Source organism: Exiguobacterium sp. BRG2 (assembly GCF_031844245.1).
Lineage (GTDB): Bacteria > Bacillota > Bacilli > Exiguobacteriales > Exiguobacteriaceae > Exiguobacterium_A.
Genome location: NZ_JAUZUW010000002.1, coordinates 253428 through 280042, shown reverse-complemented (window position 1 = coordinate 280042; position 26615 = coordinate 253428). Strand labels below are relative to the sequence as shown.

The following is a 26615-nucleotide window of genomic DNA, read 5'->3' as shown; positions in this document are numbered from 1 at the left end:
CTCTTTCTATAGATCCGAATAACATTTCTCGGATAAAGAGAAAGCGAGGGAATATCCCCCGCTTTTTCAACTCATGCTTTTAAGTTCGGACGAACCATGTCTGCTGGTACAATCCATTGATCATATTGTTCTTCTGTTAGCAATCCTGTCGCAAGTGCCGCTTCTTTTAATGTCGATCCTGACTGATGCGCCGCTTTCGCAATTTTTGCTGCATTCTCATATCCGATATGCGGATTGAGCGCTGTTACGAGCATCAGTGACCGTTCGACGTTCTCAGCGATGACGGACTGCTCAGGTTCAATGCCGACCGCACAATGGTCATTGAACGAATGCAAGGCGTCTGTAAGTAAACGAACGGATTGAATAAAGTTATACATGATGACCGGCTTGAAGACGTTTAGTTCAAAGTTACCTTGACTTGCAGCAAAACCAATCGTTGCGTCATTTCCGAGGACTTGCGCAGCGACCATCGTCAATGCCTCACTTTGAGTCGGATTGACTTTTCCTGGCATGATTGAGCTCCCTGGTTCATTTTCTGGAATCGTGATTTCACCGATTCCTGCTCGTGGACCAGATGCAAGCCAGCGGACGTCATTTGCAATCTTCATCGCGTCCATCGCTAGTGCTTTGACAGCACCATGTGTGAAGACGAGTTGATCGTGGCTTGTTAAAGCGTGGAATTTGTTTTCCGCACTCGTGAATTCATAACCCGTCTCTTCACTCATCTTCTTCGCTGCCAAATCACCAAACTCAGGATGTGCATTAATCCCCGTACCAACAGCCGTACCGCCGATTGCTAGTTCCGTTAATGGATCAAGCGTCCGTTCGATCATTTGCTTCGAAAGCGCAAGCATCCGGACCCAGCCGCTGATTTCTTGACCAAGTGTGATTGGTGTAGCATCTTGCAAGTGTGTTCGTCCGATTTTAACGATATCCACAAAAGCCTTTGCTTTTTCGTCAAGTGTCGCATGTAGAGCATCGATAGCTGGGAAAAGTGATTCTAATAAGACTGTTTTTGCCGCTAAATGCATCGCTGTTGGATATGTATCATTTGAACTTTGTGATTTATTGACATCATCATTCGGATGAATCGTCGTTTCACTGCCTTGTTCCTTTAATTTGCGTGTCGCGACCCGAGCGATCACTTCGTTGACGTTCATATTAGACTGAGTACCTGAACCCGTTTGCCAAACGACAAGCGGAAACTCATCATCGAATTTCCCCGCGATGATTTCGTCACATACTTCAGCAATGGCACCAGCTTTTTCTGTCTCAAGCACACCTAAGTCGCGGTTCGCAAGCGCCGCTCCTTTTTTCAGGACTGCAAAGGCACGAATGACTTCAATCGGCATTTTTTCCGTTCCGATCTTAAAGTTTTCTAGACTACGTTGTGTTTGTGCGCCCCACTCCTGCGCTTCCGGTACACGAATTTCCCCCATCGTGTCACGTTCTACACGGTATTCCATAAACAAATTCCCCCTTTTGATTACTTCTCTTCTAGTTTACCGGAAAGCTCGCAGAATGGGAATGAGGGAGACAGTTTTGGGGAATAGTTTATTATCGAAAAGGAGTGAAGATTTCATGTGGTTAATAAATTTAATAATTGTTTTATTATTGATTCTGGCGAACGGTATATTTGCGATGACCGAACTCGCTTTGCTCTCTTCCAAACGATCGAAATTAGAAAAAGCAATGGATGATGGTAAAAAATCAGCCCATGTCGCATTAGAGTTGCTGGATCGACCGACTGACCTGTTATCGACTGTTCAAGTCGGCATCACGTTAATTGGAATCGTTAATGGTGCATTCGGTGGTGCCGCGCTCTCTGGTCCTGTCATCAATTGGCTCGCTCAATTCGGATGGATTGCTCCTTATGCCAGTACAATCGGTTATATTCTTGTCGTGACAATCATCACCTATATTTCGCTTGTCATCGGTGAACTCGTTCCTAAACGTGTTGCTCTTGTCAGTCCAGAACGAGTTACGATGTGGCTCGCCCCACCGATGCGCTTCTTCTCGATCGTTCTTCGACCATTCATTTGGGTTTTGAGTAAATCGACGAGTTCCATCTTCCGCTTGATTGGTCTCGATCGATTGCAGACGAAAGACGAGACGGAAGACGAAGTCCGGCAATTACTAATTCGTGGCACGAAAGAGGGAACATTTAATCGTTCAGAAGCTGAGCAAGTTTCTCGTGTCTTTGATTTTCATGATTTATATGCGTATGAACTGATGGAGCCCAGAACGGTTACGGAGTGGATTGACTTAGCTGATGAACCCAACACGATCCTACAAGAGCTCCGACAAGCGCGACACCGAAACTTACCGGTCGGTCACGGGGATTTGGATCATTTTGTCGGATTCATCGATGCAAAAGAAATACTATCAACGGAAAATCCTGTCAAAGAACTTGAACGATTGATTCAATCTCCACTGATTGTTCCCCGCCAACTGAAAGCAACCGTTTTACTTGAACGGATGCGGAAGGAAACTGTATCGATTGCATTCGTTTTAGACGAGTACGGTGGTTTTCTTGGCATGATCACCTTGTTCGATATTCTCGAAGCATTCGTCGGCGAGATTTCAAGCGTCGAGGAAGAACCGGAACTCGTCATGCGGAAAGACGGTTCGTTCCTAGCGGACGGATTATTGCACATCGATGATTTAAAACGAACGCTCGGCTATACAGATGACTTACCCGGTGAACAGTTAAACGCCTATCATACAGTTGCCGGTTTAATCCTGTATATGTTAGGTGATGTACCAACGCGTGGAAGTGCTGTCGTGATTGGATCATACCGATTTGAAGTCGTTGACTTAGACGGACGTCGCGTCGATCAAATCCTGATTGAACGCATCGAACATGAACAAACACCCCTTCCATAAGGATAGGGGTGTTTGCCTTCAATTATGCTTCGTATAATCGTAATGCCTCGCGTGCGACGCGATCTGCTTTATTCTCAGACCGCGGAATCCACTTCACGAAGGCGAGTGGTAAGAGTTGATAGCGTTCAAAAGCAGGATCAAAGATCGTCTGCGTTCGTTTATTCTTGACGAATTCACGTTCGACCGCTAATGCAACCGCTTCTGAATCCGTCCGAAACGAAATGACGCTTTCTCCTTGAATAATTAGTTCGTGCGCCCACTCGACGGCTTTTGCAAATGCGATGAATTCTGCTTCATGATTATTAATTGCTTGAATTTGATACATTTTTTCTGTGACTTCGCCCTCGGAGCTTTTGCTAAACAGTCCAACCGCTGCTTCGTCGTTTGAGGGACGGACCGTTCCGTCAAAATAAAGTTCAACCATGTTCAATTGCCGCCTCGATTCCTTTTCGTATCGCTTGCTCATCTAGCCCTTTCCCAATGAAGACGAGCGTCGTCTTTGGTTGTTCGCTAAATGGTTCTCGGATTGCTGTTCCGTAAATCATCCCTGTCCCTTGTAAGATTACTTTTCGTTCTGTATCTGCAAAATGGATGATCCCCTTATAACGATAGAGATCTTCCGCGTAGGCTTCTAACACCTCACGTAGGACCATACCGAATCGATTTCGATTCAATGGTCGTTCCTCAACGATCGTTAGTGCCGTAAAATCTTCGACGGATTGATGAATCTGATCTGTTTGTTGGCTGAGTCGCACTTGTTCTTCTTTTGGAAAATGGAATGTTTCAAATAGTCGATTTGATTCCAGTTGTCCCTGTTCCGTTTCAATGATGGCTGCAGATGGATTTCGTTCGCGCAGCAAAGCAATCAACGGTTCGCGTTCTGATGCTTTAATTAAATCCATCTTATTTAATACAAGTACATCAGCAAATCCGATTTGTTTCACATTTTCTTGGAACGTCAATTGTCGTTCTAAGTGATACGCATCGATGACTGTGACGACACTTGAAATCTGATAAGACTGTTCAACGGCTGGTTCAAAATAAAATGTCTGAAGAATCGGTCCTGGATCAGCGACACCAGTCGTTTCGATCAATAATCGATCGAATGATAGTTCCCCATCACGGCGACGTTTGGCAATCCGTAGCAATGCATCCCGTAAATCGCCTCGAATAGAACAACAGATGCAACCATTTGTCAATTCGATCATCTCTTCATCACTTCGCTCAATCAATGCTTCATCAATGTGAACAGAACCTACTTCATTGACAAGCAACGCAAACTTCTCTGTCGGTTGAGAAACAAGATGGTTGAGTAACGTGGTCTTACCGGCACCTAAAAAACCAGTAATGACGGTCGTACGTATTTTGTCTGGCATGATTTCACTCCTTAGCGTCCTTGTTGCTGACGCCATTTTTCTTTTCGTGCATCGAGCAGATCAATCGCATGAAGATACCAGGCATCCGCCGTTTGCGGCGTAACACTTGATCCCCACTCGCGTTTCCCATGGTGTGATAATACCATATGCATGAGACGGTGATAGACCGCTCGTGGTAACCGAATATCTTCTTCTCGAAGCGTTTGTTCGAGCACGAAGCATCCGTATGGCATATGTCCTATAAGAACACCATCTGGATCAAGCGCAATACCTGCTAGTTCTTCTTCTTCTTCGGTTACGTGTAACAGTCTCGAAAAACGATCTGTCGATGCACCTGCATGTGTATATTCCCATAGTTTACCGATATCGTGCAATAAAATACCGAGCAACAATTCATTCGGATTCGGTCGTTGATCTAACAGAGCAATTCCTTTTGCTGCTTGATAAAGCGCATCAAAGCTGTCATCCCAAGAAAATTGACGCATCTCTCGTTCAGATGCTTGGAATAGTTCATTTTTGTGATCGGCCTCTGCTTCTTGGATACATTTCAGCAATGTCAAATACGGTTGTTCACTATCACAGATTCCTTGACCAATCGTCATCATACAGGCAGTATGTTTTAATAATCCACCGATATAAGCATGGTGATGAAATAAGGCAGCCGGTCGCGTTGAAAAGTCCGCCCAGTACTGTCTCAGAATCGATAGCGCGATTTCTCGGTAAGGCGTATCTAGTTGATCGATCAATCCAAGTAACTGATCACGATACGTTTCAAGCGACTCCTCTGACGGTAGCTGCGGCAAGAACTGCGTAGGTGAAGCATCATAAATCGGTGTGACGCGTTGAACCGTCAATGATTTATTACCGGATTGCGGCGGATACTCTTCTACTTTTGCTTCGACTCGAACAATTCGTGTCTCGAGATATGGACGGAGTGCTTCTTCTGCTGTTCCTTGATTGATCCATTGTTTTCCTTTACAAGATCCAGCAGGCGAGTTGAATGTAAACTGTAACCACTCTCGTCCGGTTTGACCTGTGCGAATTTCACCCGAGGCAACGAGTAGTACTTCTTCGATTCGCTCACCAGGAACAAGTGTATCTAGCGAAAGTCCAATCGGTTGATTTGATTGATTGATAGAAAAAGCGTCATTTTCATTAGAAGGCATCGTCACTTCTGGAAGCGCCTTGAATAATTGTATCACTTCATCTCACTCCTTTTTCTTCATCCATATCATAGCAGAGACGATTTCATCACGACTACTATCAAACATATATTGTAAGCGTTTTCTAAATGAATTATGATGAACGTGGAAGTCAATTTTTATGCTTAAAGGAGGAGAAACGATGATTCGACCACTTACTCATTTATACAGCGAAGCTGTCGTCACACACGATCAATTGGATCCATTCAAAATCGTGACACGCGACCAGATTCGGCAAGCTGTTCAATCGTATGATCCGTACCAATCGCATACGTCGCATGCACTGGAAGAGTTGTTGCTTCATGAGTTACGTCAGGCATGTCATTGTGTTAAAGAAGAAGGACTATCCTTGGCTGATATGCAGACGGAATTGTTGATCCTCTCTGCTTTCCAATGTGATGCAGGTTATTTAGCAGAAGAAATTCAACATATGTCACCGACCGCTATCAAACGACATCTTTCTACACTTGATGCCGCTTTCAATCGACTATTGCATCAACTGTTTTTACATCAGTCGCAACCAGACATTCTTTGTCAACGGTTTATGACAATCCTCGCGGGTGCAGTCGCTACAAAATGTAAAATCCGTGCTAAGCGTCTCAAGGAAACCATGCTTGTTCATCCATAACAAAAAAATCCTGACTCGTATGAGTCAGGATTTTTCATTCAACGACCTGGCATTCCAGCTCCTTGATTGGTTTTGTATGAAAATGCGGCGTTCCGCTTCGTCATATTCTATTGTCATCATGCCAAACTATTCAAGTCTTGTCAATTCTTTTCTAAAAAAAGTGGACCGATTTTCGATTGAAAATCAGTCCGAATGGAAGAGTGAATAATTACCATGGCAATGCTTGATTTCATCATACAATGCCATGGAAGCGTTTACAACCCTTTTCCGTTAAATTTTTTCAAGAAAATATTCGTTTGCGAGTGGTAAGTGGATGACTTCGATTCCACTTTGTCGCATCAGGTTCAATCCGTCCCCATATTCATATCCTGTCGAATAGACGACACGATCAATTTTAGAGGCAATGAGCGCTAAACTACACGCATGACACGGACTATGTGTGACGTATGCTGTCGCATGACGCGCACTCGTCGAATCGGCAGCTAGCTTACCGAGTGCATTGATTTCAGCATGAATCTCATGCTGCTTCGACCACTCATGATGTTCCTCTTGATTTTCACAACGATAAAAGAGAATCCCGTTTCGTTCAATCGACTCTTCAGTAATCGGATGGTCGGATCTTGATGTATAGAGAATACCCTCTTGCTTTAAGTAAATTTCATTACAATTCACATGCTGACTGGGTGTTCCGTTTATCCCGATCGAAATCGGCTTTTCGTCTTTGACGATGACACAAGCAACGGATTTTGAGGCGCATTTTGAATGACGATCTGCCATCATCCGCGCAAATAATAACCATGTTGTGTCCCACTTCAATTGCTTCTCTTCTATATTCATTTAAAATCCTTCCTTTCATGAAGGAAAGGAACACGAAAATTCGTGTTCCTTAGTATGGTCGATTCGGTAATTCTCTACTTTTTGAGGCAACTTCGATGACTTTTTGTTTCAATTCGTTTTCCATTCGTTCTAATTCATGCTCAGCGTCGCGGCGTTTTTGTTTTCCTTCTTGTTGAATGCGTAATGTCTCATCAAGTGTCTCAATCAAGTTTTGGTGTGCCACTTTTAATGATTCGACAGAAACAATTCCTTTTTCGTTTTCTTCCGCAATTTCAATCGACGATTCTTTCAGTAACTTCGAATTTTGCTCAAGTAGCTGATTCGTCGTGTTGGTGACATCCTTTTGCATTTCGAGTGCTGCTTTTTGACGTGATAAACTTAAGGATAAGACGACTTGGTTTTTCCAGAGCGGAATCGTATTGACGACTGCCGATTCGATTTTTTCCGCTAAAATTTGGTTATTTTGTTGAATGACGCGAATTTGCGGCGCCATTTGCAAACTGATCGTTCGTGATAATTTTAAATCATGGATTTTCTTTTCGAAACGGTCCGTCAATTGAATCAAGTCATTTAATTCCTGTAACTTTGTCTGATCCCGAGATACCTCGACTTCTGTCCGTAGCGGTTCGATTTCATGCTGACGCACATGAGCGATTTTCGTCTCGCCAGCCGCAATATAGACGTTCAATTCTTCAAAATAACGTTTATTTTTTTGATACATTTGGTCGAGTAAAGTGATGTCTTTCATCAATCCAAATTTCGATCGATCAAGATTGTGTACGACTTCCTCGAGATAAGCACTCATTTTCTCATACTGCAAGAAATACGTCTCTGCTTTTTTCTTTGCTCGCCCAATAACCGGAACGTTCGACCAGAAACTCTTTTTTTCTTGAAGTGTGTCTGGATCCATTTGACGTACACGTTGCATTAAATCACTCAGCAGTTTTCCTGCCTCCCCGCCGTCCTTCATTTTTACTTCACTTAAGACTTGATCGGAGAATTGAGAGAGTTCACGCTGAACGGGTGCTCCAAATTGCATGACGGCATCCGTCTTTTGAAGATCGATTACTTGTAGCAAACGTTCGATCTTTTGTCGCTGTTCTGCTGGAACATCCGAAGGAATCATCTCTTCGACAGGGCGTGCCGGCATTTTAGGAGGTGTCTCCGCTATATTTAGATCGACCGACGGATCGGAGATCGTTGGTTGATCTTGCTCATCAGGCCATTGTTGCCACGTTTCTTTATCAGAATGGGTCATGTCGGTAACTCTCCTCCTGTTTTTGTTGTTCAGTCTCTTGTGCTAGAACCTTTTCAATCGTCAAGAGTTCCCGTTCTAAATCAACGGTATCCCCTTCGAGCAATAAGGTTTGTTGTTGTTTTAATTTTTGACCAATCATTTTCAAATTCGAAATCAGTTGATTTTTCGTATCAACTTGAACTTGGGCACCTCGGCGTTCCAGATCGGCGTATTTTTCTGAAATCGATAATAAGGAATCTAGGTAGAATGTAAAGAAGTCTCGGACTTTTTTGACGTCTCGTGGACTTTCATATAACTCTTCGAACAATACATGGGCTTCGCGTGAAACCATTCGCATCTCACTTCTAATTTCACCATCTCGTATGGAGGGAACGATTTGATCATACGTCTGGATTTTCACAAATCCTTCCTCAATCGTCCGTTGCAAGACTTGAAGTTCTAAATCATCCGTCTCCTCAAAGCGTCGTGTCGCCCGCTCGGGTTTTAAGATGACACTGCCCACAAACTCATCTTCGTCATCGAGTAGTAGTTTCTTTTTGACATTTTTCCGCTTGATTTCGGTCGACTTTCGTTCAGTCCGATATCGTCGTCCTGGTTTAGTCCGGTAACCACTCCAAATGAACCATAACCCAAGTGCGATGAAGATTCCCGAAAAGTTGAACGTATCAGCCAATTGTAAAAATACGAACATCATACCGATGGAGCCAAATATCCACCATGAAGACTTCATATCATCCCCTCTTCCTTCTTGCTGATTCTTTTATCAGGTCTACGTGTCTTTATTTTAACATTACGTAACGTTTAACAAAAAGTTTCCCGTTTTCCCGAAATATTACGCCTCGTATATTTATATTTCAACATACTTTTGCAGTAATGACATCAGACCGAAGAACGAACTGTTCACCTTTTTTATATCAACTCTTACGATAAAGAAGGTAGTCGACATACGTTGTCGACTACCTTCCGAGAGTTTTATTTATATATCATCCAAAAATTGGCCAGATGAGAATGATCAAAATCGCAATCGGACTCAAGTAGCATACGCTTACCCGCCACACAGGAACGATTTTTTTCATGAATGGACTTGTTATTAGCTCCTGCTCGATAAGAGTTCGGTCGAGTTTGTAACCGGCAAAAATTGAAATCAATAATGCACCAATCGGCATTAGAATGTTTGAAACGAGGAAATCAACACTGTCAAAGAATGTTTTCCCCATGAATTGTACATCACCTAGAATTCCAAACGAGAGTGCAGATGGAATGCCGACGATGGCGATTGCGAGTGTCGCAAGCCAAGTCGTCCGCTTTTTATCGCGCATCGTCGCGTTTTCTTTTCGATCCGTCAAGGAAGCAACGACGACCTCAAGCATCGCAATCGATGAAGTGATCGACGCGAAAGCGAATAACAAGAAGAATAGTATCAAGAACAACGAACCAAATTGAATTTGGCTGAAGACGGTCGGCAAGACGATAAAGAGTAACGCTGGGCCTTCTGCCGGGTCAAGACCTGAAGCAAAAACGGCTGGGAAAATCGCAAATCCTGCTAATAATGAGACGGCTACATTCATCGCAACAATCCATGCTGCCGAACGGTTAATTTCTCCACGTTCCTTCATATAGGATGCATACGTCAGCATCGCTGATACACCGAGCGATAAGGAAAAGAACGCTTGCCCAAGGGCACTCAGGACAGAAGTTCGGTTGAGCACCGAGAAATCAGGCTGAACGAAAAACTTGACGCCTTCCATCGCACCATCAAGCGTTAACGATCGTAAGACAAGAATGATGAAACACACGAATAATAATGGCATCATGATCTTACTCATTTTTTCAATACCAGATTGAACACCACGTAAAACGATCCAACATGTCAGAGCGAGAAAAATCAATTGCCCCGAGATGACATAAAGCGGTGAGGCTGAAATCGTTCCGAACAATTCACCGAGTGCTCCACTATCCATTGTCGTTAACCGACCTGTAAAACCAAGAATGGTATAAATTAAGACCCAGCCTCCGATGACGCTGTAGAAAGAGAGCAACAAGAAACAGGCGATGACACCCAGGACACCAATGAACGTGAACTTCTTATGACCAAGCGCCGAGAACGCTTGAAGTGCCGTTTTCCCACTCGTTCGACCGATTAAAAACTCAGCAATCAAGACAGGCAATCCAAGTAGCAAGGTAAACACGAGGAATAAAAGTAAAAAGGCGCCCCCTCCGTTTGTTCCAGTCGTATACGGGAATTTCCAAATGGCCCCCAGACCAATGGCGGATCCCGCTGCTGCTAAAATAAATCCAACTTTTGAAGCCCATGCGTTTCCTTTCATGGTGCTCCACCTCCTTTTCAAAATACTTTTTCATTGTACAGAAAGAAATCATGAAAGTCATCCTTTATCAAATATTTTCTTTAAAGCGTCAAAGCATAACCGCATATACGCATTGCATGAAAATAAAAAAAGAAGGTCGAATATTATCTCGACCTTCTCTCGACTCAAATTGTATTAATCAGTGCCACCATACATTCGAAGGTATTCCGGTAACACTTTGACGGTAATTGGTGTATGGATGGCTTTTTCACCATCTGTATCAATGACTTTTGCTCCTTTTGTCTTTAATTGAAATCCGCTCGTCAAGATATGGGTAAAAGATGGATCATTGGCGAGACCAATTTTTTGAAGGATGACGTCCCGGATTGTCGTCAAATTTACCTCATCAACAATTACCAAATCTAGTTTTCCATCATTATAAGCTCCATCCGACAAATTCGTCTCGATTCCACCCAGTGATTCGCCATTTGCTGCCAGAATCAATACTGCTTCACCTGTCATTTGACGACCTTCATCTAAAATTAATTCATATTCGAATGGTTTTGCTTCTAAACTCGAGCGAATCGTCGATAAATAATACCCCATCTTCCCAAGACGCGCTTTTTCTTCTGTATCGATCCCAATCGACGCTTCGGTGACGAGACCGACACCGAGAAAGTTCAAGAAATAGCTATCTCCGACTTGCCCAAGGTCGACTTGAACGACATGTTGCATAGCAATTGCTTCTGCTGCAAGCCGTGGCGCCATCGGTAAGCCAAGTGTTCGTGCGAAATCATTACACGTACCTCCAGGAATAATGCCAAGTATCGGGCGATTTTCTAATTTCGCTACACCATTGATCGTCTCAAAGACCGTCCCATCTCCACCGATGACGACGACAGCGTCAAACGCGGATGATTCTTCCGCAAAATGCATCGCATCTCCTGCTTGTTTTGTATTTCGAATGACGATCTCGTCGAACAACGTACTTAACGGTTCGATGACTTCTCCAAGTAATCCTGTACCATTCGTACCGGCTGTCGGGTTACTGATCAGCAATAGTTTCATTGGATGATGCCTTCCTTCTTCAAGTAATCGCGGGCGACCGCATTTGCAGTTTTTCCACCATACGCGACAGCTTCGTTCATTTTCGACATCTCTTCATCGGAAATCTTGCCCGATAATTGCTCAAGCGCTTGTTTTACCTCTGGATACTCATCGATTGTCTCTTGACGAAGTAAAGGTGCTCCTTCGTACGGTGGGAATAATTGCTGATCGTCTTTTAAAACAAGCATGTCGTATTTTGCAATCTCTGGATCGGTCGAGTACGCATCAATGACATCGATTTCACCAGATTCAATCGCTTTATAACGCAATTTCGGTTCCATCGTGACGACCTTCTTGAAATTGACATCATATTTATCTTGGATTCCTTTATAACCATCTTGGCGATCCTTGAATTCTAATGTAAATCCAGCCGTCAGTTGATTCGCGACCTGTTTTAAATCAGAAATCGTCTTTAAATCGTAGCGTTCCGCTAATTTCTTCGGAACGGCTACAGCATAGGTGTTGTTATAGTTCATTGGTGGCAATAAGGTCAAATCTTGTTTTTTTAGACCGGTTTTCGCCTGTTCGTATACTTCTTTTGCATCGTTTGATTTTGGTTTTTCATTCGTCAAACTAGCGAGCACCGTTCCTGTGAATTCTGGATAAGCATCAATGTCTCCTGACTCGAGTGCTTTATAAACGAATGTCGTCTTCCCGAAGTTTGGTTTGACTTGAACCTTTAAATCCGTTTCTTCTTCGATGACGATTTTATACATATTCATTAAGATTTCCGGTTCCACGCCCAGTTTTCCGGCAACGACGAGATCTGGTCGTTCGCTACGGCCGAATGCGAAAGGTGCGATGACGATTGCGACCATTAAGACGACTGCCGTCACGAGACGTGCCGTCTGCCGTTTACGAGTTGCGACTTCCGTTTGGCGTAGTAAACCATCAAATAGAAGAGCAAGGAGAGCTGCTGGAATCGCACCAAGCAAAAGGAGATAGTTATCATTACGGTCAATTCCAAGGAGAATGATCGACCCTAGTCCACCAGCACCAATCAAGGCAGCAATCGTTGCCGTACCAATGATCAATACCATCGCCGTTCGAATTCCGGCCATCATGACAGGCAAAGCTAACGGAAGTTCGACTTTCCATAGACTTTGCATCGGGGTCATCCCACATGCGCGTGCCGCCTCTTTAATTGAAGGATCGACTTCGGCGAGACCTGTGTAGGTATTACGAACGATTGGTAATAAAGAATAGAGAACAAGTGCAATGATAGACGGGACTGTACCAATTCCGACAAGTGGAATCATCAGACCAAGTAGCGCTAATGATGGAATCGTTTGAATGACGGAAGTCACACCAATCGACCACTCACTCAGACGTTTATTCCGTGATAAGTAGATCCCAAGCGGAATGGCGATGAAACATGCGATAAGTAACGAAATGACCGATAGTTGAATATGCTCAATTAACGCTTGAAGCAATTCACTTTTCCGATCTTGATACGTTTCAATCAAGCCGTTCATTCGACTTTCCCCCTGACTTGACGCATGAACTCTTGAACAAATGGATCATTACTCGCTAGTACTTCTTCCTTTGTTCCGATGAAAGCAATCTCCCCAGCATTCATCAGACAAATGCGACTGCCCAGTTTTAATGCCTCGTTCATATCGTGCGTAACGAATAAAATTGTTTTTCCAAGCTCTTCGTTTAGATGCAACAAATCATTTTGTAATTGTTCACGTGAAATTGGATCAAGGGCGGAGAAAGGTTCATCCATCAAGATGACGTCTTGCTCTGCTGCGAGCGCACGCATGACACCGACACGTTGTTGTTGCCCCCCTGAAAGTTCACTCGGATATTTCTTCTTAAGCGATATGTTTAAACCTGTCAGACGGAATAATTCATCGACTCGACGCGCCACCTTTTCTTTGTCCCACTTTAATAATTCTGGCACGACACTGACATTTTCTTCGATCGTCATATGTGGAAAGAGGGCAATCTGTTGTAAGACGTAACCGATTCGCCGCCGCAGTTCATGTTCGTTGATTGACATGATCGGCTCACCGTCGATCCAAATTTGACCCTCTGTGTGATCGATCAATCGATTGACCATCTTCATCGTTGTTGTTTTTCCGCAACCCGATGGACCAATCAAACAAAAAATCTCACCCTGATCAACGGTGAAGTTAACGTGTTGCACCGCTTTTGTTCCATCCGCATACGTTTTACCGACATCTTTGAACTCAATCACTCCTCATCCCTCGTTTCCCCTGTTTATTATCTTTGTAAAATTCCCCTTTCTTGGACATTCTAAAACCTATTCCGTCCACTCTTTCCCCTGTTTTCTAAATCCAACATCGAACAGATCGTTATTATATTCTTCATCAAAACAAAAAAGACGATGGAAACTATCCATCGCCTACCCATATACGCCTCTTATTCGAACGTCACCGTGACTTGACGGCGACCCCATTCTAATGCTTCTTGTTTTGAACCGACAAGAAGATCCATGATTTTCCCGCGAATCGCACCACCTGTATCGAGCGCAATCGCATCGCCGAAACCTTCTACATGTACCTTAGTTCCAAGCGGTACGACCGATGGATCGACAGCAACGATGCGACGTCCTTCGTATGTAATCGTATTCGTGACGTCATAACCCGATGCCGTTAAGGCGCGACCATTATACAAGCGGCTTCCATTGTTTTCTGGATTTGTCGTATACGCTGTTGTTTCAAATGTTACCGTACGTTTTGATGAACGATTCGTCTTCACTTGCTTCCGGCTTTGCTTCGCAGCTTGTCGTGCTCTCTTTTTAGCATTTGCATTTGCTTTCTGCTCCGCTTCTGCTTTTTGTTTGGCTACGGCTTGTAATCGAGCTCGCTTTTCTTCCTCAGCTTGTTCCCGCCTTTTTTGAGCAGCTTGACGTTTCATCTCTAACGGATTTTGTACGATCGTCTTCTCTGTTCCAATCCCGATTTGTGCCGCTGAAGCTTCATGATGCGGCAAAAGAATAAATATGAATCCCGCTAAACAGAGGGATAATAGGAATGATGTTCGTTTCATGTTGGTGCCAACCTTTCTCGCCGTTTTACGACCCGCACAACGTATCACGGCGACAAACCGTTTGAAAAGCGAACACCATGATTTGAAATATATCTGTCAAAAAGTAACGAAATGGTTACACGCTTACAAAAAACGCTCTCATTCGTTGTGTAGCAACGCTTTTATATTTTGTAACCGTTCTGTTACGATTCATCTTTTGTTACTCTTTTGTAATAAATGTATCTTTTCGATGTTTTCAGTCATTTCGATTGACCTATCTACACTCCAGCCAATATCATATTTCATTATTATTCATTTTTTTGAATGAACATAAAAAAAGCACACCATAGTAGCTTGGTATGCTTTCATGTATTATTTTGTTTTGCGCTCTAGCAATTCAATCTCTGACTTTAATAAAACTTGTTTTTCAAACTCTAAGCCGAGTGCCTCAAAGTTTTTCGTGTGGGATACATCACCAACGACCGTATTTGTCAATACTGCCGTTACTTCCGCCACCCAGCCTTCTTTCGTTTTTACCATATCGCCAACGATATAATCGAATAACTCTTCTGTTTCTTCCATTTGACTCATCTCCTGACACGTTCAATTACAGTTAATCATATAAAATAACGACCAAAAAAGCTAGTCACGCGTCAATTGAGCTAAGAACTGGCGTAAGATTTTAGCGGTTAATCCCCAAATTAGATAATCCCCGTGCTCATAGAAATGCTCCGTGACCGTATACGTACGATCGAGATATGCTTCTCGATTCGCCATTCGTTCGGTCGGCACTTCCTTACCAGGGCGTATCCGCCACTCCATATCCCCTTTGATTGGTTTAGAAGTCATCAATTCTGTCAAGGATACGAGAAAGACATGATCGACTTCTGCCGGTGAAGGATTAAAATCCGTTGCATGTAGAATACCAAGATACGGATAAATAATTGACCGGTTCGGTGTCACGAGTGGTTCGAGCGTTCCAATCACTTCAATCTCGGAAGCACTGACATTTAATTCTTCAACCGTTTCACGGATGGCTGCTGCTTTCGGTAATTCACCGATATCGATCCGACCACCCGGAAAAGCGATTTCGCCTGGTTGCGAACGTAGGGTTTTGGCTCGTACTTGAAATAACAGATAGACTTCGCCATCCTGTTCAACCAAAGGAACGAGTACGGCTGCTGCATGTCGAGGTAAACGTTCTTCTGAATCTACATAGTGTTTTCGGATATCGGCTAAGTTCACCTGCTTCATCGCCCTTCTTGTGCAACATGATGATACGCTTCTTCAAGATGGCGCATACGAACGATCAGATCCGCATTTTTAGCGATCCGGTCTGATAAAATCGATCCCGCTACCGTCTTGTAGTAGGCGTTTAAAGCATTGCGCTTTGTCAGATGAGCCTCGTTCTGACGGATATATTCCTTAAAATTCGCAATTAATCGTTCTGTCGTAAAAAGTTGTTCGTTCACAAGTTTCATCCTTTCACACGTCGAGCGTGTCATCAATAGTTTAATGGTAACGAGTTTTGGCTAAGATGTAAATTAAGGGGGGTTATCCGTGAATAAAAAATTAGATGTCCTCATTATTGGTGCCGGACCAACCGGTTTAACACTCGCACTCGCACTCTCGCGCTATGGATTATCCTTCCGCATCGTCGAACGTGCAAGTGGACCATCTGTCGTCTCCAAAGCCATCGGCATTCAAGCACGTTCCCTTGAATTGTTCGCAAGACTTGGCGTGGCAGAAGATTTAATGGAAAATGCGATCAAAATCAATCAAGGAAACCTCTATGTTAATGGTGCATGGCAGGCAAAGCTTGATTTTACTGATTTAAATACACCTTTTCCGTTTGTTACGCTCTTGCCTCAAAGTGAGACGGAACGGATTCTCGAAGCACGACTCGCCACTTACGGACATATCGTTGAACGAGATACGGAATTAACAGGATTCGCTCAATTCCCAACGTTCGTTACTGCTACCTTACAACATAAAGGAGAGACAGAGACGGTAGATGCTTCCTTTATCATCGGAGCTGATGGCGCGAATAGCTTTGTTCGTCGAGAACTTGGACTTCCATTTAGCGGAAAATCGTTCAAAGAGTCGTGGGCATTGGCCGATATCGAAGTCGACTGGCCGCTCTCTTCCGAAGAGGTCCACATTTTCTTCTCTGATCATGGAGTCATCGAGTCTTTCCCACTTCAGTCGAATTTATTCCGCATTACAGGCAATCTAACGAGCGGACCTGTTCCGACTGATCATAAAGCGATTGATGATTTTTTACAAAATCGAGCCAAAGTACCGTTCGAGCTAAAAAAAGTCCATTGGTACTCCATGTTCCGTGTCCATAATCGAATTATCGAGAAATTTGGTCACCATCGAATTTATTTGATTGGGGATGCGGCACACATCAATTCCCCTGTCGGTGGTCAAGGAATGAATACAGGGATTGCTGATGCGATGAACCTTGCTTGGAAACTTTGGTGTGTGCATCAGTTCAAAGCGAGTTTTCCGTTGCTTGATTCTTACAGTGTCGAACGCCGCGAAGCGGCACAAGGTATCTTACGATCAACGAATTTAGCAACCGAACTCTTGCAGATCAACATTCCGTTTTTGTTGCCTCTACAAGAAAAAGTCATTCGAAATAGTCTCAAGATCGCACCCTTACATCATTTCGTGACAAATCGAATTGCTCAGCTCAACAGTCACTACCCAGCAAGCCTGACCTTTGTCACGCAAGGACACTTCAGTCCATTGACACCTAAGCCGGGTGAACCGATGCCTTACAGTGAAGTCGTCCATCCGCGGACAAAAAAGAACGAACTATTATTACGTCGTGCCGATCGGAATTTCTTATTACTGCTGTTCTTACCAAAAAACGCAACTGACGATCTTCTTGAGCCATTTAAGGAACTAGCCTATACCTATCCAGATCTATTTGAGACAGTACCTATCCATCAATCCCTTAAAGAGGATGGTGTCGTCGATCAAGGTGGCGAACTCGCACGACGCTTCGGCATTAAGCAATCCGGACTATATTTGATTCGCCCTGACGGTTATATCGCGTATCGCCAGCAAGGTTTAAAAAGTAAATCGTTCGCCCGTTATGTTGAACGTTTACTTTATGCGCGCTAACTCGGTATGATAGAAGATGAGGTGAAGGCAGATATGGATATACAACTGATTCGAACGATTTTGATCATTCTTCTGATTATGGCATTTCTTGTCATCGTCAGTAGACGAGCGAAGGAAAATCTCCGATGGTCGCTTCTCGGAGAAGCATTCGGTGAAAAAGGAGAAGATTTATTGAAGGATGCTGCTCGACTTGAGGCAGCTGATCTAGACATTCGAGTCGAACGCGGCGTCAAGACTTCGTTTTTATTCCGACGCTTCAGTAAAGATTTAGACGATCGCGTAGCGGTGTATGTCTTAAAAGAAGACCTGGATCAAGCCGAGAAAATCCTTGCGTCTCGACCAAGACGATAAATTTAAATGAAAGGCAGTGAAGCGTTCGCTTCACTGCCTTTATTCATTCCTGTTGCTGCGCGAGATAAAACGCGACTTGTTTTCGTTCTTGCTCTTGAACAGGAGAGGATTTCTTTGAAACAATGAACGCTCGCACATCTTTGAATGTATGACCCGTCGGAAATTTAATTCGTTCCGTCCGCATCTGTGGTGCATTCGGAAAAAGTGTGATGCCATGAATCGGTATGACGATCCCTTGTTTTTTTAGCGTTTTTCGAACCATTTGGACAATTCGTTTCGATTGATTAATCGGATGGGGTGAAAACACCTTTTTCCCATGCATAGGATCGATGACATGACAGGATTCTTCCGTCATCCATTTAACGACTGCATCGTTTTGCAACACAAGAAACAACCCTTTTGGACCAATCAAAGCAAAGGGAATGATAATCGTTTCAGTTAGACGTATACGTTCAAATAACATCCAATCAAAACGACATACATGACGGATTTCATTGCAGAGCGCATCTGTTTCATGCGTCATCGTATTCAATTGCTTACTTGCAAAAAAGCGACGGCGTGGTGGTGCCGGAACAGAAGCAGTCATGACTTGTAACATGATTCATCATCCTTTGTAATATGTATTAGTAGTTATCTTAACACCGTTTTCGTATACATGACGATTCTTTCAAAAAGAAGGAAATCAAAAAAGACATTTCTGACGATTGGCAGAAATGTCTTTTTTCATTAGTCTTGATGAGGGCGACCGAAAACCGCCTTCTCAAGATTCGAAATACGACGTAACATGTCATAATTGGACGAGCTCGACACTTGCGGTTCAACGTGTTCGACACGACGCTCTTCCCGTTTTTCTGGTTGAGCCGGTGCTTGTTTCAACGCCTCATTCTCTTTCTTCAGACGCTCGATTTCACGTTCGAATCCTTCATAGTCTTTAATGATTTGATCCAAGTACCCATCGACATCCTCGATGACATAGCCACGGAGGCCGGTCTTGAATTCCTTTTTGTAAATATCGTCCGCTGTCAACAATGGCTTATACATCCTCTTCACTCCCACTGATCATTGTATTGTAATTCTTGTTCGAGCCAAGATAAATCATCTTGTGTAATCAAAAATAACTGATAATCGGATTGTTCCATTTCCATTCTAGCACGCTCTACTAAAAATTTCGCTGATCCTCCATGCTCTTCATCAAAAACCGACAACAATCCTTGGCTTTTTTGGATCATGAATTCAGTTTTATTGCGCAACTGCGATGGATCCGTATACGGTTTCTGACTGATTGCTTCGACAAAGTCAGCTTGTTCAAGAATCGAAAGATACTGTGCTTGGACTGGTTCTTTCCAGCGCGCTTCCTGTTCTAAAAACGGCAAGAGGATACCAAGATGAATATCTGGATACTCTTCTTTTAATTCAAGAACGACCTCGCATGCCCAGATTTCGCATCCAGGCGAGGCATTCGTAATGAACCACTCTGTTCCACGGTCTTCAATCAAGCGAATCATCCGCTCTCGGTATGCTGCCTTTAAGACCCGGATACCCGGGTGTTTTTGATCAAAGATGCCTAGTTCATTTGGTTTGTATCCTGTGATGGCAACTACTTTCACGAGTTACACTTCCTTTTTAACCGACGTTCTCGATGATCCAGTTCAGCTAATATTCGTTCTTTTTTAGTGATTAACCAATGATGCCGTTCGACGTGTTGTCGTGCTCGTTCCGTATAATCATAAGCAAGCACAGGATTTTTTGCAATGTGCTCTGCCCACTTCGCAAGTTCGAGATACCCCAAGTAACTATCGCTTTTTAAAAAGCAGTCTCTAGCTTGTTCATGGTTCTTCATTTTTTTATGCAAATACCCTTGGCGTAGCCATCCTTCTGATGATAATTCTTTAACCTGCTGAAAATGAGCATGGGATTCTTCATGGATTCCAAGATCCGCTAACCAAATCGCGATGTTCTCTTGAATAGGAGAAGGTGCTTCCGCCCGATGCGTGACAAGACGGTTACACGCATCATACAGTCCAACGAGCGTTAGACAGTCATCTAGATGATGTTGTAAGACGCCCATCATGATTTCCGGTTGCTGATGTTCGACATATTGGAAATAATGCATTGGTGCCAAAAAACCAGGTAGGTCACCTTCCCGCTCGAACCCAATCCGCTCTTCCATCGCTGTCAATCGATACGAGTCATACATTCCTTTAAAAATGCGCCGCGCAACATGGAGTAAATCAAGATGACCGACTTTCGGTAATCGTGGAACACGTTCCCGAACGAAAACGTGTCGTGTCTTGATTTGCGGCCAATCAAAGCTTTTTCCATTATAGGTCACGAATCGGACATCATCCCCGATATCATGCAGGAAGTGATGGTAAAAGGCAGCCTCAAAGTGCGGATGCGGTAAGAAATATTGTCGCATCAACAATCCTCCCTGCTCAAAGCGCGCAAACCCGAGTAAAAAAATCGTCGTTCCGGTTCCCCGCAATCCTGTCGTCTCCGTATCAAAGAAGATGACCTGCTCAAGTGGGACATCCAGCGCAAGTGGTGGATGAGGAAGCTGTAAAGACTCATACACTTCGGCAAAACTCCGGTCTCCATGCCGGTCCGTCAAAGCATAGCGTTTGTCGATCCTGACAATCCACTCTTGTTCGAATGTTAAGATATCCGCCCCACGATCAATCCAGGCTTGTTGCTCTTCAGTCCATCCACTTGTTGGTTTTAGCGTTTCCACTTCGAGGACAGAAGGCTCTATATTCTCCGATGAGACGTCTGATGTAGATTTCAGCATTCGTCTAAGACGATTTTTCATGATAATTCCTTCTCCATTTCTGCTAACAACTGAATCGTTCGTTCTTTCTCGTCTGCTACGCCGACCATGCCGATACAAGCAGGACAACCGTCCTGGCAAGGACATGTGACAATCGAATCACGCGCTGCGCGTAGCATGACACCACGTTGTTTGTAGATTGATTCTGCGAGACCAACGCCTCCAGGATAACGATCATATAGATAGACGGTCGGTTGCTGCGTGTGTGTCGCCTTGACTTGCGGCACGACGAAGACATCACTAGCGTCACACATCAAATAAAGCGGAGCAACACGTCGTAAACTATTCGCGACACCTTCCAACACTTGTTCAAGCTCCGTCGAGGAGCGTGCATGATCGGGTAAGGTGAACCAGACACCTGTCGTATGAATCTCTCGTTCTGGTAAGTGAATCGGACCAGACCCGATGTTCTCATGTGTTCCGAACTTGATCTTCTTGAACATCGTCGCCATCCCCCGAACACTGACATCTCCACGCGCAACACTGTATTCTCCCACTGCATACTGTTCATCTTCTTCGAGAACGGAAAGGTCGACTGAAAAATTAGCATCTGTATAATAATCAACGTCTACTGCACGGACGAATGCTTTTTTCTCCTCAAAATCCAAGTACTCGACTTGGTATTGATCGGCCCCATGCAAATAAATGGCTTCGTCATGTAACAACGTCATTGCACTAAAGGTATCCATCTCGCCGATGACTCGATTCGGTACCTCGGTCTGATCGACAATGATGACATTCTCTTGATCACTCGACCGTAGCGATATCCCGTGTGCTGGAAACGCGTCATTCATCCAATAAAAACGATCGCCTCGCTCATGCAGGACACGCTCTTCGACTAAGTACTCGAGGATGTCTTCCGTATCAAGCGTTCCAAATGATTCGCCTTTCGTAAAAGGCAGTTCAAACGCCGCACATTTGACGTGATCGACGGCAATGATCAAATTATCTGGATCAAGTCGCGCTGCTTCCGGGGATTGATTCAAGAATAACTCTGGTCGTTCCGCAACATATTGATCGAGCATACCAGATGAGGCGACAAGAATGATTAGTGCATCATCTTGCCGACGCCCCGCTCGTCCTGCTTGTTGCCAAAGTGAAGCAATCGTACCTGGATAGCCGTTCATGATACACACTTGCAGTTGACCGATGTCGACACCGAGTTCAAGAGCATTTGTCGAGACGATACCTGTGATTTCTCCTTGGCGTAACCGTCGTTCGATATCGCGACGTTCACTTGGTAAATAACCACCCCGATACCCTTCGATGGATCGAGGACCAAGCTCGTGCGGATAGATACTTCTCAGATACGTCAGTAAGACTTCGACGCGGACGCGAGACCGTGCAAAGACGATTGTCTGAAACTTGTTCTTGATGAAGCGCATCGCTAATTGTTTTGTCTCAAGTGTCGCCGAGCGTCGAATACCGAGTTGTGCGTTGACGATCGGTGGTTGATAGACGAGAAAATGTTTTCGTCCTGTCGGCGCACCATTCTCATCAATTAGTCCGACTGTTTTCTCCGTTAATCGTTCGGCTAGTTCCTTTGGATTTGCAATCGTTGCACTTGTCATGATGAAGACGGGATTACTGCCATAATACCGACAAATCCGTCGTAAGCGACGAATGACATTCGCGACATGACTGCCAAAGACACCGCGATACGTATGAAGCTCATCGATGACGATATATTTTAAGTTCTCAAATAGTTCGATCCATTTTGTATGATGTGGTAAGATTCCGGAATGTAGCATATCTGGATTCGTAATGACGATGTTCCCGGCTTTTCGTACTTTTGTTCGAATCGTCGGTGACGTATCTCCGTCATATGTGAAACAACGGATTGGAGCCTCTAATTGATCGATCAGTTCGAGTAACTCACTATTTTGATCTTGTGCCAGCGCTTTTGTCGGGTACAGATACAACGCTCGTGCGTTTGGATGTTCGAGCAAGTGTGATAAGACCGGTAAATTAAAACAATAAGTCTTTCCCGAGGCGGTTGGTGTGACGATGACCGTCGACTCGCCTGCTTGTACGCGTTCATACGCCAATCCTTGGTGACGGTATAACTGAGTGATGCCACGTGTCCGGAGAGCTTGGCGCAAGCGTTCCGGTAACTGTTCTGGAAAATCGACATAGCGTCCCGCTGTCGCTTCCATCGTTTTCATATACGAAATCCGCTCCATGAATGAACGGTCCTGTTTCAATTCTTCAAGAAATGCAACGAGCGTTTGTTTCGCTTGCATGCCTTCACTTCCTTCCACTTTTCATTATACAAAAAAAGAAGCAAGACCAAAGAACGATCTACTCGTCTTTGGTCTTGTCTTTCTTTACAAGTCGTGCTTATGGTGTTGTAGAATTCGTAGCGTCGTTTCCACGACCATTATTTCCATTATCATTCGAGTTGTTTCGTTCCGTTGAACCGTTCGAATTGTTTTGTGCATTCGCACCATCATTTAAATTCGGTGTATCTGTTGACGGTTCATCCGTCGTTGGTTCGTCTGTCGTTGGCTCGTCCGTTGTCGGTTCGTCCGTTGTTGGTTCATCCGTCGCTGGTTCGTCCGTCGTTGGTTCATCCGTCGTCGGCTCGTCCGTTGCCGGTTCATCCGTTGTCGGTTCATCTGTCGATGGTTCGTCCGTCGCCGGTTCATCCGTCGTTGGTTCATCCGTCGTTGGCTCGTCCGTTGACGGTTTTTCTTCTTCAGGATCGGTGACCGTTACCGTCGTCGAGACTGGTCCCGATTTTTCTCCTGACGCTTTCGCTACGACTTGGAATATCGAGCGACCTGGCTTTAACCCACTGATACTGATTCGATTCGTCGTACTCGTTCCGACTGTCGATGATTTACCATCAGCATCTGTCATCTTCACTTCAAACGATACATTATCATACCCATTGGCACGAAGCGCAGCGTCATTGTAGTTCCAAGTCAGTTCACCGCTCTTTTCGTCTTCATCGTAAGATGCTTGTAATCCGGTCGGAGCGGGTACCGTCTTTTTTTCAACGACAGGTTCCTGCGTCCCTTTCACGTATAATTCGTTTCCGATACTGAGGACAGAACTTGGTTGTTCAAATGGCGCTGGCGTTCGATCGCGTGTTTTCGTGATGAAATCTTTCCAGATTTGCTGTGCCATCGTACTGTTATATGGACCACTGAGTCCGGATCCATTGTTGTTTCCTGATTTCGTTGTTCCTGTCCAGACACTGATCGAGACATCAGATGTATATCCTGCAAACCAGACATCTTTATAATCATTGGTTGTCCCTGTCTTACCGGCTGCATCAAACGACAACCCAGCACTTGGGAACGTACCGCCTGGTTTCAAGACATCACGAAGCATATCCGTCAACATATAAGCTGTGTAGTCTTCCATCGCCTTTTTCGATTTGATTGGTGACTTGATTTTAGATCCGTCACTGTACTCAATCGATTTAATGACGTGTGGTTTGATGTAATCGCCCCCATTACCCAGTGTTGCATAAGCTCCTGCCATCTGAGTCGTATTAAAACCATGCTTCATCCCACCAATTGCATAAGCTGGTGAAATCGACTCATCGTCTTTCATTTTCAAGCCAGACTTTTCAGCGAATGCTTCGACTGCATCCCCACCAATTTCTTGGAACGTTTGAATGGCAGGTGTGTTAGCCGAGATTTTCAACCAATGACGAATCGTATTCGTACCACGATATCCATCATAATAGTTTCCAATCTCTTTTCCGTTGACTTCTGTCGGCTTATCCGTCAATTGTTTCGCAGTCGACCATTTGTCATTTTCGATGGCCGGACCGTATGCGAAGAATGGTTTTGCGGATGATCCCGGTTGATGGGGTTCATTTGCATAGTTTCGTCGCGCTGTTCCTTTACCTGGATTTTTACCATCGACGACTGCAAGAATTTCTCCGGTTTGCGTATTAATTGCCGTAGCAGCCGTTTCAGCATATTCCGGTAATTGAACGATTTGATCTTTTTTGATCGCTTCGTTCATATAGTCATGCATCGGCTTATCAATCGACGTATAGATCTTTAACCCTTGACCATAGATATCTTTTCCTTCTAGACCAAAATCATCTTCTAACTCTTTTGATACCATGTCGAAGATGACACTATCATATGATTCATCCTTCGTTGACTTCGGCGCTGGATTGATTAATTTCGAAATTGGTTGTTTGACCGCTTTATCTCGTTGCGCTTTTGTAATGACGCCTGTCGTTTGCATCGCATTGAGGACTTGTGTCTGACGCCATTTCGTTAGCTTCGGATCTCCTTTGATTGGATCATAAGCTGTCGGACGTTGCGGTAATCCCGCGAGCATTGCAGCTTCCGCATAATTCAACTTATCAACTGATTTATTGAAATAGGCTTTTGAAGCGGTCTGGATGCCAAATGAGTTTTGACCATAGTAGTTTTTATTCAAGTACATCTCTAAAATCTGATCTTTCGTATAATCCTGCTCTAAGCGGATCGCAAGCCATTGCTCTTGGACTTTCCGTGTGATTGTTTTATCAAAGCTGAGGAATGATTGTTTGACGACCTGTTGTGTGATCGTCGAAGCGCCTTCAGAACCAAATCCATCGGTGACGTTCGCGATGATGGCACCTCCGAGACGGCGGAAATCAATCCCGTTATGCTGATAAAAGCGACGGTCCTCGATCGAGATGAATGCGTCCTTGACGACTTCTGGTACTTCATCGATCGACACATATTCTCGGCTCGTTCCGCCTTTTGTGATTTCCTCTTTATTACTTGCATAAATCTTTAACGGTAAAGCATCACGAAGCTCTGCTTCATCAAGCTCAGGTGCCGTAGCAATCGCATAAGCCGCAAATCCGCCTCCGATCAACATCATCAAGATGAATAATCCGGTAGCAATCAACAATAACTTTTTCCAGAGTGGACCTTTCCCACCGGATCCTCCACCTGATTTTTTCTTTTGGGGACGTTTCGTCCGTTTCATCTTTTTCTCAGATGACTTCGTCTCTTCACGACGTGCGACACGACTTCTTTCCATATGCTATCCTTCTCCTTCAATCAAAAAGTGTCTGAATTGAAATATAGTTCGTCCACTGCCTTTAAATAATCAATAGCAGGGTACGCGCCAGTCTCGACTTTGATACCGTCTTGTTCGATGATCGTCAGCGGAATGGATTTCCGTCCGCTTTCGAGTTGATCCCACCAGGGGAACACGTGCTCGACTGAAAGCACATATTGCACATTATACAGACTGAATCGAATGATGACAAAACAAATTCCTCCATGTTCGACACATTGACGCATGTGTGCGATTTGATGGGGGTGAAAATTTTTTATCGGGAAGGACGTTTTATTTGTCGTCTCCTTCGCTTCGAAATCAATATATTTTCCGCGGTAGACACCATTATAATCGGTCGTCGATGGTTGCTTAAAATAAGCTTCTTTGACGACAGCTGCAGACCGCTTTGGATAATCCACTTGAACGATTTGTAACGGAGTGGGTTTCTTGTGAATGATTGCCCGATTATGAGTCAGATAAAACGTATTACTTTCATTCAATAATTTTTCGAGCGTCATCCCACGATTTGAAAAGGTTGAATCGGTTGATCGTGCCTTCTTGATTCGGGTTCCGTGCGACTCGAGTGGCTTTTGAAATTTTTTCCCATTCGGGTAGTTCAAAACGATTCCCCTCCTATCGCGTTTATTGTACCATGATATGTGATTGTACCGTATCGG

General features: G+C 44.2%; 26 protein-coding genes. 4 read left to right on the top strand and 22 right to left on the bottom strand.

What is annotated here, in order from left to right; translation table 11 throughout:
- Positions 1–71: 71 nt before the first annotated feature.
- Positions 72–1466, bottom strand: coding sequence for a class II fumarate hydratase (gene fumC / locus Q9R23_RS04130; protein ID WP_290784320.1), 1395 nt, complete (start codon positions 1464–1466; stop codon positions 72–74).
- A gap of 115 nt (positions 1467–1581) precedes the next feature.
- On the opposite strand from fumC, the gene Q9R23_RS04125 reads away from it, so the two are divergent.
- Positions 1582–2886, top strand: coding sequence for a hemolysin family protein (locus Q9R23_RS04125; protein ID WP_311246448.1), 1305 nt, complete (start codon positions 1582–1584; stop codon positions 2884–2886).
- Between the two features lie 22 nt (positions 2887–2908).
- Here Q9R23_RS04125 and Q9R23_RS04120 read toward each other — a convergent pair whose 3' ends face one another.
- The 3 genes from Q9R23_RS04120 to Q9R23_RS04110 are packed head-to-tail and all read right to left on the bottom strand — an operon-like array spanning position 2909 to position 5464.
- Positions 2909–3310, bottom strand: a complete 402-nt coding sequence (locus tag Q9R23_RS04120) for a reverse transcriptase-like protein (protein WP_290759053.1) — start codon at positions 3308–3310, stop codon at positions 2909–2911.
- Positions 3303–4262: a CobW family GTP-binding protein gene (locus Q9R23_RS04115; protein WP_311246447.1), complete on the bottom strand. Its 960-nt coding sequence runs from the start codon at positions 4260–4262 to the stop codon at positions 3303–3305. The genes Q9R23_RS04120 and Q9R23_RS04115 overlap by 8 nt, the downstream gene beginning before the upstream one ends.
- A gap of 11 nt (positions 4263–4273) precedes the next feature.
- Positions 4274–5464, bottom strand: a complete 1191-nt coding sequence (locus Q9R23_RS04110; RefSeq protein WP_214854342.1) for an HD domain-containing protein — start codon at positions 5462–5464, stop codon at positions 4274–4276.
- Positions 5465–5606: 142 nt separating this feature from the next.
- Between Q9R23_RS04110 and Q9R23_RS04105 the strand changes: the two genes are divergently transcribed.
- The gene (locus Q9R23_RS04105; RefSeq protein WP_311246446.1) at positions 5607–6092 is read left to right on the top strand and encodes a hypothetical protein; all 486 of its coding nucleotides are present in this window, start codon (positions 5607–5609) and stop codon (positions 6090–6092) included.
- Positions 6093–6362: 270 nt separating this feature from the next.
- Here the strand turns inward: Q9R23_RS04105 and Q9R23_RS04100 are convergent, their stop codons facing one another.
- From Q9R23_RS04100 to yvfG, 11 genes are all read right to left on the bottom strand, one after another.
- Positions 6363–6929 carry a deoxycytidylate deaminase gene (locus tag Q9R23_RS04100; RefSeq protein ID WP_056062130.1) on the bottom strand — a complete coding sequence of 189 codons (567 nt, stop codon included), beginning with the start codon at positions 6927–6929 and terminating at the stop codon, positions 6363–6365.
- Between the two features lie 49 nt (positions 6930–6978).
- Entirely contained in the window at positions 6979–8187 is a 1209-nt protein-coding gene (locus Q9R23_RS04095) for a toxic anion resistance protein (protein WP_214854348.1), read from the bottom strand.
- Positions 8174–8917 (bottom strand): 5-bromo-4-chloroindolyl phosphate hydrolysis family protein, encoded by a 744-nt coding sequence (locus Q9R23_RS04090; protein ID WP_035407298.1) that lies wholly within the window; start codon positions 8915–8917, stop codon positions 8174–8176. Before Q9R23_RS04090 ends, Q9R23_RS04095 begins: the two co-directional genes overlap by 14 nt.
- 253 nt (positions 8918–9170) lie before the next feature.
- Positions 9171–10514, bottom strand: coding sequence for a sodium-dependent transporter (locus Q9R23_RS04085; protein ID WP_311246445.1), 1344 nt, complete (start codon positions 10512–10514; stop codon positions 9171–9173).
- A 174-nt stretch (positions 10515–10688) separates the two neighbouring features.
- The gene (locus tag Q9R23_RS04080; protein ID WP_311246444.1) at positions 10689–11561 is read right to left on the bottom strand and encodes a diacylglycerol/lipid kinase family protein; all 873 of its coding nucleotides are present in this window, start codon (positions 11559–11561) and stop codon (positions 10689–10691) included.
- Complete coding sequence (locus Q9R23_RS04075; RefSeq protein WP_311246443.1) at positions 11558–13075, bottom strand: ABC transporter permease/substrate-binding protein; 1518 nt, start codon at positions 13073–13075, stop codon at positions 11558–11560. The genes Q9R23_RS04080 and Q9R23_RS04075 overlap by 4 nt, the downstream gene beginning before the upstream one ends.
- Positions 13072–13803 carry an ABC transporter ATP-binding protein gene (locus tag Q9R23_RS04070; RefSeq protein WP_214854362.1) on the bottom strand — a complete coding sequence of 244 codons (732 nt, stop codon included), beginning with the start codon at positions 13801–13803 and terminating at the stop codon, positions 13072–13074. The genes Q9R23_RS04075 and Q9R23_RS04070 overlap by 4 nt, the downstream gene beginning before the upstream one ends.
- A gap of 185 nt (positions 13804–13988) precedes the next feature.
- The gene (locus Q9R23_RS04065; protein ID WP_311246442.1) at positions 13989–14618 is read right to left on the bottom strand and encodes a 3D domain-containing protein; all 630 of its coding nucleotides are present in this window, start codon (positions 14616–14618) and stop codon (positions 13989–13991) included.
- 351 nt (positions 14619–14969) lie between these two features.
- A complete protein-coding gene (locus Q9R23_RS04060; RefSeq protein WP_023468601.1) occupies positions 14970–15179 on the bottom strand; it encodes a hypothetical protein in 210 nt (69 codons plus the stop codon).
- Between the two features lie 60 nt (positions 15180–15239).
- Complete coding sequence (locus Q9R23_RS04055; RefSeq protein ID WP_035407281.1) at positions 15240–15851, bottom strand: NUDIX hydrolase; 612 nt, start codon at positions 15849–15851, stop codon at positions 15240–15242.
- Entirely contained in the window at positions 15848–16078 is a 231-nt protein-coding gene (gene yvfG / locus Q9R23_RS04050) for a protein YvfG (RefSeq protein WP_231496844.1), read from the bottom strand. Before yvfG ends, Q9R23_RS04055 begins: the two co-directional genes overlap by 4 nt.
- A 79-nt stretch (positions 16079–16157) precedes the next feature.
- Between yvfG and Q9R23_RS04045 the strand changes: the two genes are divergently transcribed.
- Both Q9R23_RS04045 and Q9R23_RS04040 read left to right on the top strand, forming a co-directional pair.
- Positions 16158–17732 (top strand): FAD-dependent monooxygenase, encoded by a 1575-nt coding sequence (locus Q9R23_RS04045; protein WP_214854377.1) that lies wholly within the window; start codon positions 16158–16160, stop codon positions 17730–17732.
- A 33-nt stretch (positions 17733–17765) separates the two neighbouring features.
- Positions 17766–18083 carry a hypothetical protein gene (locus Q9R23_RS04040; protein WP_311246441.1) on the top strand — a complete coding sequence of 106 codons (318 nt, stop codon included), beginning with the start codon at positions 17766–17768 and terminating at the stop codon, positions 18081–18083.
- Positions 18084–18126: 43 nt separating this feature from the next.
- Here the strand turns inward: Q9R23_RS04040 and Q9R23_RS04035 are convergent, their stop codons facing one another.
- The 7 genes from Q9R23_RS04035 to recU all read right to left on the bottom strand — a co-directional run bounded on the left by Q9R23_RS04035 (position 18127) and on the right by recU (position 26564).
- Positions 18127–18681: a nuclease-related domain-containing protein gene (locus Q9R23_RS04035; RefSeq protein ID WP_311246440.1), complete on the bottom strand. Its 555-nt coding sequence runs from the start codon at positions 18679–18681 to the stop codon at positions 18127–18129.
- Between the two features lie 128 nt (positions 18682–18809).
- The gene (gene gpsB, locus Q9R23_RS04030) at positions 18810–19124 is read right to left on the bottom strand and encodes a cell division regulator GpsB (protein ID WP_035407267.1); all 315 of its coding nucleotides are present in this window, start codon (positions 19122–19124) and stop codon (positions 18810–18812) included.
- A gap of 5 nt (positions 19125–19129) precedes the next feature.
- A complete protein-coding gene (locus Q9R23_RS04025; protein WP_035407264.1) occupies positions 19130–19690 on the bottom strand; it encodes an SLOG family protein in 561 nt (186 codons plus the stop codon).
- Positions 19687–20892: a ribonuclease H-like domain-containing protein gene (locus Q9R23_RS04020; RefSeq protein ID WP_214854383.1), complete on the bottom strand. Its 1206-nt coding sequence runs from the start codon at positions 20890–20892 to the stop codon at positions 19687–19689. The genes Q9R23_RS04025 and Q9R23_RS04020 overlap by 4 nt, the downstream gene beginning before the upstream one ends.
- Positions 20889–23153: a DEAD/DEAH box helicase gene (locus Q9R23_RS04015; protein WP_311246439.1), complete on the bottom strand. Its 2265-nt coding sequence runs from the start codon at positions 23151–23153 to the stop codon at positions 20889–20891. Before Q9R23_RS04015 ends, Q9R23_RS04020 begins: the two co-directional genes overlap by 4 nt.
- A 97-nt stretch (positions 23154–23250) precedes the next feature.
- Entirely contained in the window at positions 23251–25917 is a 2667-nt protein-coding gene (locus Q9R23_RS04010; RefSeq protein WP_311246438.1) for a PBP1A family penicillin-binding protein, read from the bottom strand.
- Positions 25918–25937: 20 nt separating this feature from the next.
- Positions 25938–26564: a Holliday junction resolvase RecU gene (recU, locus tag Q9R23_RS04005; RefSeq protein ID WP_035409519.1), complete on the bottom strand. Its 627-nt coding sequence runs from the start codon at positions 26562–26564 to the stop codon at positions 25938–25940.
- Between the last annotated feature and the right edge of the window lie 51 nt (positions 26565–26615).

Coding starts and splice junctions, on each gene's coding strand:
- Q9R23_RS04010 (WP_311246438.1), bottom strand. CDS start 25,917: ATGGAAAGAAGTCGTGTCGCACGTCGTGAAGAGACGAAGTCATCTGAG.
- Q9R23_RS04015 (WP_311246439.1), bottom strand. CDS start 23,153: ATGCAAGCGAAACAAACGCTCGTTGCATTTCTTGAAGAATTGAAACAG.
- Q9R23_RS04115 (WP_311246447.1), bottom strand. CDS start 4,262: ATGCCAGACAAAATACGTACGACCGTCATTACTGGTTTTTTAGGTGCC.
- gpsB (WP_035407267.1), bottom strand. CDS start 19,124: ATGTATAAGCCATTGTTGACAGCGGACGATATTTACAAAAAGGAATTC.
- Q9R23_RS04080 (WP_311246444.1), bottom strand. CDS start 11,561: ATGAAACTATTGCTGATCAGTAACCCGACAGCCGGTACGAATGGTACA.
- Q9R23_RS04105 (WP_311246446.1), top strand. CDS start 5,607: ATGATTCGACCACTTACTCATTTATACAGCGAAGCTGTCGTCACACAC.
- Q9R23_RS04035 (WP_311246440.1), bottom strand. CDS start 18,681: ATGTTACAAGTCATGACTGCTTCTGTTCCGGCACCACCACGCCGTCGC.
- Q9R23_RS04125 (WP_311246448.1), top strand. CDS start 1,582: ATGTGGTTAATAAATTTAATAATTGTTTTATTATTGATTCTGGCGAAC.
- Q9R23_RS04095 (WP_214854348.1), bottom strand. CDS start 8,187: ATGACCCATTCTGATAAAGAAACGTGGCAACAATGGCCTGATGAGCAA.
- Q9R23_RS04100 (WP_056062130.1), bottom strand. CDS start 6,929: ATGAATATAGAAGAGAAGCAATTGAAGTGGGACACAACATGGTTATTA.
- Q9R23_RS04020 (WP_214854383.1), bottom strand. CDS start 20,892: ATGAAAAATCGTCTTAGACGAATGCTGAAATCTACATCAGACGTCTCA.
- Q9R23_RS04040 (WP_311246441.1), top strand. CDS start 17,766: ATGGATATACAACTGATTCGAACGATTTTGATCATTCTTCTGATTATG.
- Q9R23_RS04120 (WP_290759053.1), bottom strand. CDS start 3,310: ATGGTTGAACTTTATTTTGACGGAACGGTCCGTCCCTCAAACGACGAA.
- Q9R23_RS04065 (WP_311246442.1), bottom strand. CDS start 14,618: ATGAAACGAACATCATTCCTATTATCCCTCTGTTTAGCGGGATTCATA.
- Q9R23_RS04085 (WP_311246445.1), bottom strand. CDS start 10,514: ATGAAAGGAAACGCATGGGCTTCAAAAGTTGGATTTATTTTAGCAGCA.
- yvfG (WP_231496844.1), bottom strand. CDS start 16,078: ATGAAACTTGTGAACGAACAACTTTTTACGACAGAACGATTAATTGCG.
- Q9R23_RS04090 (WP_035407298.1), bottom strand. CDS start 8,917: ATGAAGTCTTCATGGTGGATATTTGGCTCCATCGGTATGATGTTCGTA.
- Q9R23_RS04075 (WP_311246443.1), bottom strand. CDS start 13,075: ATGAACGGCTTGATTGAAACGTATCAAGATCGGAAAAGTGAATTGCTT.
- Q9R23_RS04055 (WP_035407281.1), bottom strand. CDS start 15,851: ATGAAGCAGGTGAACTTAGCCGATATCCGAAAACACTATGTAGATTCA.
- Q9R23_RS04060 (WP_023468601.1), bottom strand. CDS start 15,179: ATGGAAGAAACAGAAGAGTTATTCGATTATATCGTTGGCGATATGGTA.
- fumC (WP_290784320.1), bottom strand. CDS start 1,466: ATGGAATACCGTGTAGAACGTGACACGATGGGGGAAATTCGTGTACCG.